Below are 9631 nucleotides of genomic sequence, written 5' to 3'. Positions count from 1 at the left end.
AAGCCGAGCGTCAATCCGAAACCCGGAATGACGCTCGGCTGTCGAAACCGCCAACCCGCCCGAGCGGGTGCTGTGATCATATCGTCCTGAATATCGACTGCTTACTGGGGCTTGTAGATCTGGTCGAATATACCACCATCGCCGAAATGGTAAGGCTGTGCTTTCTTCCAGCCGCCGAATTGTGGGTCGTCGATGGTGACCAGCTTGATCGGCGGTAGCTTGGCCAGGTCCTCTGCCGGCACCAGATCGGGCTTGGCCGGACGATAGTGGTTCTTGGCGATGATCGTCTGCGCTTCCTTGGAATAGAGCCAGCCCAGATAGGCTTCGGCGACCTTGCGCGTGCCCTTGGCATCGACATTGGCGTCGACCAAAGCGACCGGCGGCTCGGCCAGGATCGAGATCGGTGGATAGACGATATCGAAATTTTCGGCACCGAACTCGTCGAGCGCTAGATAGGCCTCGTTTTCCCAGGCAATCAGCACGTCGCCCAGGCCCTTTTGCGCGAAGGTCACCGTCGAGCCGCGCGCACCGGTATCGAGCACCGGAGCGTTGGCATAGAGCTTGCCGACGAACTCCTTCGTCTTGGCCTCGTCGCCACCGTCATTGGCGTTGGCATAAGCCCAGGCGGCGAGATAGTTCCAGCGTGCGCCGCCCGATGTCTTCGGGTTGGGCGTAATCACCTGGACGCCGTCCTTGACCAGGTCGTTCCAGTCGTGGATGCCCTTGGGGTTTCCTTTGCGGACGAGGAAGATGATGGTCGAGGTGTAGGGTGCCGAATTGTTATCGAATTTCGTGCGCCAGTCCGGATTGATCTTTTTCGACTTGGAGACGATGGCGTTGATATCGCCTTCGAGCGCCAGCGTCACCACGTCGGCGTCGAGGCCGTCGATCACGGCCCGGGCCTGTGCGCCCGATCCACCGTGCGACTGCTGTATGGTGACCGTTTCCCCTGTCTCGGCTTTCCAGTGAGCGGCGAAGGCCTCGTCATAGGCCTTGTAGAGCTCGCGTGTCGGATCGTACGACACGTTGAGAATGGTGGTATCGGCGAACGCGAAACCGAGCGTGCCGAACTGGACAGACGTGGCGACCAGTGCGCCGAGCAGTCTCCTGAAACGAGGTTTGGTCATTTCTGCCTCCGTTGAACCCGCGTCAAATCTACCGAATTGGTAGAATTTAGATGCATTAAATGTTGCCTTTTTTGTCGTTTTGGAGAAAATCTTGGACCTGATTTCGCGGTGCGGAGAAACATTTTCCCTCAAACGTCCGCTGGCGAATCCCCATCGACCTATCTAGGAACAAGCGGGGCCGAAGCAAGGCTGTGGCATTTGGTCGGCACGCTATCCGGCTGGACTGGGAAATCGAAGCGCTGCTTGGCGGAGGGATCGTGGTTCAGCGTGAAGGTGCCGCCATTCGCGTGCATAGTTCTTGAATCCGGCCGAGTGCATCGCGCCGAGCAGCGGCTTGCGGTTTGCCGTCGCTTCGCTTGCGGTACAGGAAAATTGTCCGTTCCGGCGTAACGGATATCCTGGCGGATCAAGGGGCCGGCAACGCGGACGAAGTCGGCGGGCAGGGCGTCGGCGCGGGCTGGGAGGAGATTGCGGGTAAAGGAACTAGCGTCGCGAGTATTGTCGCGAGGCGCCGTACCTCAGGCGAAGAAGCGCAATCCCCTGAATCGCTTGCGCAATCTTATTCAACAAACACCTTCACACTTGCCGCGCGTCCCGCCGCATCGATTACGGTCAAGGTCGAGTAGCCGGTGCCGTCCGGTTGCCATGTCGCGGTGCGCCGGCGGTCGATGCCGGTCAGCGGCTTGCCGTTGGCCAGCCAGCGGAACGGCGCGCGCCCGCCTTGCAGCTTCAGTACCAGCGGCGAGGCGTCGGCCGAGTTGGTGGCGAGATCGACGCGGGCGCCGTCGGGCGGAAAGATAATGGTCGGCGCGGGCTCTGTGGGGGTCGAGGCCTGAACCAGGCCGTCGGACCCGGCGCCGAAGCGGGCAAGCGTCACAGGCAGGTCGTTACGTCGAGGAGTGAAGGCGCCGGGGGGCTTGCCCGGCAGCGGCACGGTGGCGAGACCCGAGCGGACAAAGCCCTCGAACAGAATTGGGGCTGCCGACACATAGCCGGACAGGCCAGGCACCGCGCCTGCATCGGCCCGGCCGACCCAGACGCCCAGCACGTAACGGCCGTCGAAGCCGACCGACCAGGCATCACGGTAGCCATAGGAGGTGCCGGTCTTGTAGGCGATGCCGCGCTGCAATGCACCCTCGGGCGGCTTGACGCCCGACAGAATGTCGATGATCTGCCAGCTCGCCTGGTCGTCGAGGATGGTCGCGGTGGTGCGGTCGGCATCGGCCGGCTCGGTGCCATCATGCAGCGTGTGCGTCTTGCCGCCATTGGCGAGCCCTGTATAGAGCTGGACGAGATCGCGCAGCGTAATCCCAACGCCGCCAAGGCCGATGGCCAGGCCCGGCGCCTCGTTGACCGGCAGGATCGGGTTTACCCCAGCCTGGCGGAATCGGGCCGTCAGCCGCGCGGGACCGACCGCGTCGAGCACGCGGATCGCCGGCACGTTGAGCGACAGTTGCAGCGCCTCGCGGATGCTGACGTCGCCCTGGTAGCCCATATCGAAATTCTTCGGCCGGTAGCCGCCGAAATCGGCCGGGCTGTCCTCGATCAGCATTTCCTGCGCCACCAGTCCCTGTTCGAAGGCAAGACCGTAGATGAACGGCTTCAGCGTCGAGCCGGGCGAACGCACGACCTTGGTCATGTCGATCCAGCCGGAGCGGCTGGCGTCGAAGAAATTGGCCGAGCCGACTTCACCTAGAATATCGCCGGTGCGGGAATCGGCCAGCACCATGGCGACGGAGAGACGCGCCCCAAGCTTGGCGGCGGCGTCGCGCGCTACCTGTTCCAGCCCTTCCTGGACGCTCTTGCGGATCGTCAGCTTGAGCGGCTGGCCGGGAACCGCCTTGGGCAGCATCGCATAGGCGGCGTGCGCGGCGAGCGCCGGCAAGCTACGGCGCAGGCCAGACACATCGTCGAGCGCGGCGCGCGCGGCCTCGCGTTCGCCAAGCAGGCCAGCCGAGGCCATGCGGGACAGCACGCGGTCGCGGGCGGCGTGCGCGATCGCGAGATTGCGGTCGGGCCGGCGCTTTTCCGGCAGTTGCGGCAGGGCGACGAGAAGCGCGGCTTCCGAGACGGTGAGCCGCTTCGGCTCCTTACCGAAATAGGCGAGCGAAGCGGCGCGCACGCCTTCGAGATTGCCGCCATAGGGCGCCAGCGTCAGATAGCGTTCGAGAATCCCGCGCTTGGACAGCCGCCGCTCGATCTGGATGGCGCGCAGCATCTGCTTGAGCTTGGAGCCGAGGCTGCGGCTGTCGCGCGGCTCGATCAGGCGGGCAAGCTGCATCGACAGCGTCGAGCCGCCGGACACGATGTGGCCGCTGGTGGCGAACTGGCCGGCGGCGCGGGCAAGCGCCAGCACATCGACGCCTTCATGGTTCCAGAAGCGCTTGTCCTCATAGGTGACCAACATGTCGACGAACTGCTTGTCGACCTGGTTGAGGCGGGTTTCGAGCCGCCAATAGCCATCAGGCGTGGCGAAGGCGCGCAAAAGCTGGCCGTCGCGGTCCTGGACTTCCGTCGAGACGGTAAGCTTTTCAGGAAGCGGAGGCGGGAAGGCGCGGTCGAGCTGCCACAGGGTAGCGGCGGAAACAGCAATAACAGCCACCAAGGAGGTGCTAGCGATAGCCGCGCGGCGCAGGAATTTTCTTGAGGGCATGGCGCTGCCCCTCATCCGCCTGCCGGCACCTTCTCCCCGCATAGTGGCGGGGAGAAGGGAGCTGTCGCAATCGTCGGCGCCTTTTCTGTAACGTTGAAAATTGGCGAAAGCCTTGGTGCAGGCCCCTTTCTCCCCGTCACTAAACGGGGAGAAGGTGCCGGCAGGGCAATGAGGGGCAGCGCAAACTTCACGTTCATGTCCGCCGCGACACCTTACGGCGCCTTGACCTCCATCATGCCGGTGGCGGTACGGGCCGAATATTGCGGCCGGTACATATCCTCCACCGTTGCGGCCGGATGGGCGTAGATGCCCGGCGTCACGGCGCGCACGACATAGGCGAGCGTCAGATTGTGGTCGTGGTCGCCGTCGCTGGGGTTGAAGGCGGCGACGAAACGGTCGTCGCGGAATTCCAGATGCGCGGCGTCGGTCTGCGCCAGCCAGGAGAAGTTCGACAATTGCGCGCTGGAGACCAGGCCGGGATTGTCGATCTCGAAGCCGGCCGGCAAAAGGTCGGTAATCAAAAGGCGCGAAGGCCAGTTGTTCTGTTCGTTGACCTTGAGCACGACGACATAGCGTTCGTTCTGGGTTGCCTCCGTCACATTGGCTTCGGTGCCGTCGAGCTTGTAGTAGGTGCGCTCGATAGTGAAGCCGTCACCTCCCGCCGGCAAGGGCTGTACCGGCGACGCCACGGTGGTGACGACGGCCTGCAGCGGGGTCTTGCCGGTGTTGGCGATGGTGAGCGGGCTGTCGGCCAGATCGCTGCCGTTGACCTGGCTGGAATAGCCGCCGGAATGCGGCGCGCCATTGACGGAAAGCGTGATCGAATCATTGCCTTCCTTCAGTGCCCGGGCCGCCAGCAGCATCCAGGATTCATCCTGGGTGCTGGTCCAGCGGACCTCGGCGCGTTGTTTGGTCACCAGCTTGATCAATTCCGGCACGATCGTCGGCGCCGGTTTTGATTCCGCCGCCAGCGCCAGCATCGCGGCGCCGTCCCGCAGCGCCGAGCCATAGTCCGACCGATAATAGTCATAGTCCGTGCTCGACTTGGCGAGCCGCAGCGCCGTCTGGAAGGTCGCTTCCGAACGCTGGGCGTCGCCATAGAGCGCCAGGCTCGCCGCCAGCTGGGCGACAGCCATCGGGCTGGTGAAGGCCTCGAGCTGGGTGTCCGCGTAATAGCGCAGATCGCCGATCGAGGCCTTCTTGTTGCGGGCGAGCACATAGAGCGCGTAGGCGATCTCGCTGCCGCGGTCCTGGACGTCCTGATCGTACCCAAGCGAGTTCTGAAGATTGCCCAGTGCCTGGTTCATGGCGAGCGCCGGCACGTCGTATTTCTGCTCGCGCGCCCTGGTCAGGAAGTCGGTGACATAGGCGTCGAGCCACAGATCGCCGGAGCCCGGGCCCCACAGGCCGAAGCTGCCGCCCGAAGCCTGGTAGCTCAGCACCTTGTAGATCGCGTCCTGGATGCGGCCACGCAGCTCGGGATCGCTCTCCATGCCGACGCCCGAGGCCATTTCGTTGACATAGAGCAGGGGCATCGCCCGGCTGGTGGTCTGCTCGGCGCAGCCATAGGGATAGCGGTCGAGCGTCATCAGGAGCGAAGGCACATCGAAGGCCGCCGCCTGCGAAACGCCGACACTGACCGAAGCGCCGTCGAGCAGGCTTGCCGCCAAAAGCTCCTTGTCGACGCGCAGCGCGCCGCCATCGCCCTTGAGGTCGACCACCATGCGGGTGGTGACCGGCAGTTGTGCCGGACGGACCGGCACGTAGAGCGTCTGCTCGACCTTGGTGCCGTCGGCGTGCGCTAGCTTGATGGTGAGCGAGGCATTGCCTGCCGTCTGTGCGATCAGCGGCACGGTCAGGGTCTGGCGCTTGCCCTGCGCCAGCGTCAGTTTCTGGGGCAGGGGCTTGTCGCCCGTCGAGAGGTCCCCCGTCGTGTCGATCGACAGCGCATAGTCGCCGGCCGGACCGTCGGTGTCCGCAATGTCGAGCCGCATGACGGCGGCGTCGCCGGGCGCCAGGAAGCGCGGCAGGCCGGCGGTGATCACCACCGGATCGCGCACGATCACGTCCGACTGGGCGTGGCCGACCGCTTCCTTGGTCCAGGCGACGGCCATGACGCGAACCGTGCCGTTGAACTGCGGAATATCGAAGTCGACGCGTGCCTTGCCGTCGGCATCGAGCTGCACCGGGCCGGAGAAGAAGGCGACCAGCTTTTCGGTCGGCGGACTGCCCTGCGCCTGCATGTTGGCGCCGTCGCCGCCGGTCCTGAGCTTGCCCATAGTACCGAGAGAGCCGTCGATCAGGCGGCCGTAGAGATCACGGATTTCCATGCCCAGCATGCGCTGGCCGAAAAACCAATTCTCAGGATCCGGCGCCTTGTAGTTGGTCAGGTTGAGGATGCCGACATCGACGGCGGCGACAGTGACATAGGCGTTGCTGCCGGGCTCTACGCCGGCGACCGCGACCGGGATCGACAGCTGCTGGCGCGGCATGGTCTTGTCCGGCGGGGTAAGGGTGACGGCGAGCTTCTTCGAGCCCGGATCGACCTTCAGCCATTTCACGCCGATGGCGCGGGCCGGCATGCGGCTTTCCTGCGCGTCGCCAGGCCGGAACAGGGTTGCCGTGACATAGGCGCCGGCGCCCCAGTCGTCGCCGACCGGGATGTCGACCGTGCCGCCGCCGGCCGGCACCGACGCCGTGACGGTCTTCAACAGCTTGTCGGAACCGATGTTGACCAGAAGTTCGCCGGCAAAATGCGGCGAGACCTTGAGCCTGGCCACTTCGCCGGCGGCATAATTGCCCTTGTCGAGCGCGATCTCGAGACCATCAGGCGTTTCGGTGGTGGTGGAGGAGACATACCAGCCGCCATCGAACTCATAGCTGGTCGCGGGTCCTTCCGGATCCGCCGTCTCGACCTCGAGCCGGTAGCGGCCCCAGTCGACCGGGATCGACACTGTCGCCTCGCCGTCGGCGCCAAGGTCGACCTGGCCATTGGCGATCGATTTGGTGAAGGTGACGGGTTCGTAATTCCATGAGTTGTTGGAGCGGTACCACTGGTAATTGCGCTCGACCTTGACCAGCGACCATTGCGCACCTTTCAGCGCCTCGCGCTGGCCGTCGGGGTCGACGGCGATCAGGCTGAATTTCGCCGTGCCGCCCTGCGGCACTTCATCATCGGCAAAGTCCGGCCGGATGCCGATCATGTGGCCTTGCGGGCGGATGCCGATATTAAGCGAGCGCTCGATTGCGCGGCCGCCGGTCTCACGCATACGGACCGTCACCTTGGCGTCGATGAGCTTCGTGGTCGACGGCAGTTGCTCGACGGAGACCGGGAAGGTCGCCTTACCATCCTCGCCGACCACCGGAAGATCGGTGAACGGGGTGACGGTCGGTTCCGACGACTGCTCGTCGGCAAGGCCAAAGGAATAGCCGTTGAAGCGGTCCCAGTCACGCGCGGTCGACAGGGTCAGTTCGCCTTCGAGCGCGAGGCCAGCAGCCGGTGCGCCATAGAGAAAGCGGCCGTCGACGGTGATGTTGGCGGTTTCGCCCTGCGCGATCTCCTGCTTGTCGGCCTTCATGTCGAATTCGATGCGGTCCGGCACGAAATCCTCGACCAGGAACATCTGGCTGGCGACGGCCGGTTGCTTGGGATCGGTATAGATCGATACCGACCAGGTGCCGCGCATGGCGTTTGGCTGGAGCGGCAGATCGACGGCGTGCCCGCCGGCTGACGCGCCATCGCTGACGATGCGGCGATCCTCGACGCCGTCCGGGCGCGAGAAGATGAAGGTCAGCGGCAGGTTCTCGACCGCCTTGGCGGCGCCGTCACGGGCAAGAGCCGCAACATGCACCTCCTCGCCGGCGCGGTAGATGCCGCGCTCGGTCCAGGCGTAGACATCGAGCGCGCCCGGCGCTGCGCGTCCAGTGACGCCGCGGTCGGACAGGTCGAAACCGGCGCGGGCCATGTCGAGGAAGACAAAGTCGTTATCGCCCTGCCTGGCCATCAGCACGGCCGGCACCATGCCACCGTCGCCGCGCGTCAGGCCGGGATTGAACACGGCATGACCATCGGCATCCGAAGTCGCGGTGCCGAGGATCTCGTTGTTGCGGGCAACCAGCGTCAGTTCGGCGCCCGTTATCGGCTTGGCGCTGCCCAGCGAACGGGCATAGACATTGAGCCCGTCCTGACCGGTATAGGTCGAGAGGCCGATGTCGGAAACGACGAACCATTGCGTGGCCATCGAGTTGTAGTCGTCGCTCTTCTCGCTGACAGCCTGGGCAGTCAGCACATAGACGCCGGGCTTGCGCCGCGGCAGCGCCTCGTCGACCGAGAAGGAGGTGGTGACCTCCTTGTTCAGGTCGTTGGCGATGTCGAGCTGGCCTTCCCAGACCGGCTCGCCCATCTGCTCGGAAATGTTTGAGATGTCGTAGCTGTCGAGCTGATGCAGGAACTGGTAGCCGGACAGAAGCTGGGCCAGCGAGCGGTCGCCGATGCGATAGAGCTTCATCTCGGCGGCGTTCATGTTGACAGTGACGACGGGGATGCCACGGCGCGCGCCGGCCGGCAGCACGAAGCTGTCGCCGGTGAAGCGGGCCGAAGGCGCACGGTCCTGCACATAGATCGACAGCACGACGGGCGCGGCGGTCACTTCGCCGATGGCGGCTGGCAGGCCGGCGCGGAAGGTCACGTCATAATGCTTGCCGTGTTCCAGTCCTTCGACGCAAATCTGCTTGTCCTTGGCTTCAACGCCTTTGGGCGGCTGGTTGTCGACGGTGACGAATTGTGCGTAATCGACGCCGGTCTTGACCAATTCCTCGGAGAATTGGGCGCAGATGCGCGGTGCGCTGGTGTCGGCATCGACGGTGTGGTCGATGACGCGGAAACCCTTGCGAGCCTTGAGATCGGAATAGTCGGCCTGGACCGCAGGCGAGGGCATCAGGGCAAGGCTGGCTTCATAGGCCTGGAGGGCGGGGCGATAGAGGTCGCGCTTGTCGAGGCCGGAGCCGATGAGAGCCAGCGTCTCCGCGCGGGTCCTGGCTGTACGCAGGAGCTTGTAGGCATTGAAGGCGGCCGACGTACCGTTTGCCGGCAAGGTGGAGGCCTCGGATGTGTTGGCCGCCGCCTGCACGGCAAGCGTTTCGCGCGCCAGGTTGAGCCAGAGCTGGCCATCGTCGGGCATGACAGAGACCGCGGCCTCGTATTTCTGCATGGCAGTGCGATGATCGCCGGTGAGCACCGCCTGCTCGGCCGCCGTGGTCAGCGCGGCCATGCCCTCAGTCGGCCTGTCATAGGCCGGGCCGAGCAGCCTATTGCGGTATTGCTGGGCCTGGTCGGCCATCCAGTTGGGGACGAAGGCGAGTTCCGGCGGCGCGCCGATGTCGGGATCGCCGTCGATATTGACGACCTTGCCCGCGACCGCGCCGTTGAAGGGCTTCAACTGGTTATAATCGGATTTGAGGAAGCACCATTTGGCCTTGGTGTTATAGGTGAAGGCGCGGCAGGCGGGATCGCCCAGGCAGGTGGTCTTGCATTGATCGAGCGTGACGTTCTGGTCGGACCGGAGGTCGAAACCGAAATAGTCGGAATTGTCGGTCGTTGCGACTCGCCGTGCTTCGGCCGCTTGCGCGACGTTACCCCAGGCCAAGACATTGGCCCAGGCGAAGAAGAGAAGGATCAGGAAAGACAGACGACGAGCCGCGCGCATTGCCATAACACCCTCCAGACAATTTGCAGACGTCCGGGCATGTTCAAGCTTCACTCAGGCTTGTCAACATGAGGACGCGGCAGGGTTCCGCCTGCCAACGGTTTCCTTTCCGGCCAACAGCCGGTAGTACCTCCATAGGACAGGGG

The 9631-nt window shown here is 64.4% G+C and carries 3 protein-coding genes; all 3 read right to left on the bottom strand.

Going from position 1 to position 9631, the window contains the following annotated elements:
* Positions 1-101 precede the first annotated feature (101 nt).
* Positions 102-1127 (bottom strand): sulfate ABC transporter substrate-binding protein, encoded by a 1026-nt coding sequence (locus FJ946_RS18940; protein WP_140567445.1) that lies wholly within the window; start codon positions 1125-1127, stop codon positions 102-104.
* A gap of 559 nt (positions 1128-1686) precedes the next feature.
* Positions 1687-3780, bottom strand: a complete 2094-nt coding sequence (gene pbpC, locus FJ946_RS18930) for a penicillin-binding protein 1C (protein ID WP_140567442.1) — start codon at positions 3778-3780, stop codon at positions 1687-1689.
* A 212-nt stretch (positions 3781-3992) separates the two neighbouring features.
* Positions 3993-9491: an alpha-2-macroglobulin family protein gene (locus FJ946_RS18920; protein WP_140567440.1), complete on the bottom strand. Its 5499-nt coding sequence runs from the start codon at positions 9489-9491 to the stop codon at positions 3993-3995.
* Between the last annotated feature and the right edge of the window lie 140 nt (positions 9492-9631).

It is taken from the genome of Mesorhizobium sp. B2-4-7 (assembly GCF_006442685.1).
Taxonomy (GTDB): Bacteria; Pseudomonadota; Alphaproteobacteria; order Rhizobiales; family Rhizobiaceae; genus Mesorhizobium.
Note: the sequence above shows the minus strand (reverse complement) of the source record. Positions and strands in the feature narration are given on the sequence as shown.

Excerpts from the sequence above, each read along its gene's own strand:
- FJ946_RS18940 (WP_140567445.1), bottom strand. The coding sequence starts at position 1,127 with ATGACCAAACCTCGTTTCAGGAGACTGCTCGGCGCACTGGTCGCCACG.
- pbpC (WP_140567442.1), bottom strand. The coding sequence starts at position 3,780 with ATGCCCTCAAGAAAATTCCTGCGCCGCGCGGCTATCGCTAGCACCTCC.
- FJ946_RS18920 (WP_140567440.1), bottom strand. The coding sequence starts at position 9,491 with ATGGCAATGCGCGCGGCTCGTCGTCTGTCTTTCCTGATCCTTCTCTTC.